At 46.5% G+C, this 572-nt stretch carries 1 protein-coding gene; it reads left to right on the top strand.

The features are described from left to right. Positions 1–572, top strand: a 572-nt coding sequence (locus R7040_RS28640; RefSeq protein WP_318097914.1) for a DUF5801 repeats-in-toxin domain-containing protein, incomplete at both ends; no start/stop codon positions are given.

Raw genomic sequence — 572 nt, 5'->3', positions numbered from 1 at the left:
CAGCGACGGATTTTGATGGTGATGTTTCGAATACTCTCACGTTGCCGATCACTGTTGTGGATGACGTACCAACCATCGACGGTTTGGCTCAGGGTAGTGAAGAGACCGTCGATGAGGACGACCTACCGCAGGGTACTGACCGTACTCAAGACACCATCATCGGTGGTACCTTCGATGTAACAGAAGGGGCAGACCAAGTCACCTCAATTCAACTGAGTGATTTGACGACGTCAGTTAGCACATTGATGTCTGGCGGAGAGGCAATCACCTTAGTCTTAACGTCCAGTACTGGCGGGGTGAATGTTTATCAAGGTATCACGGTTAATTCTCAAGAAGTGGTGTTTGAGTTAACTCTGAATGCGTCAAATAGCTCCTATGAGTTTGATCTTAGAAAACCACTTGATCATCCTGATGGCAATCAGCAAAACAACATTATAATCGAACTGCCAATCACTGTGACTGACGGTGATGGCGATGTATCACCAGTGTTCACGTTACCGATTACGGTGGTAGATGATGTACCCGTGGTAACGAATATAGACAGGTTACAAGTGCATGAAGATGATTTGCCG

Source organism: Vibrio sp. 1069 (genome assembly GCF_033340555.1).
Note: the sequence above shows the minus strand (reverse complement) of the source record. Positions and strands in the feature narration are given on the sequence as shown.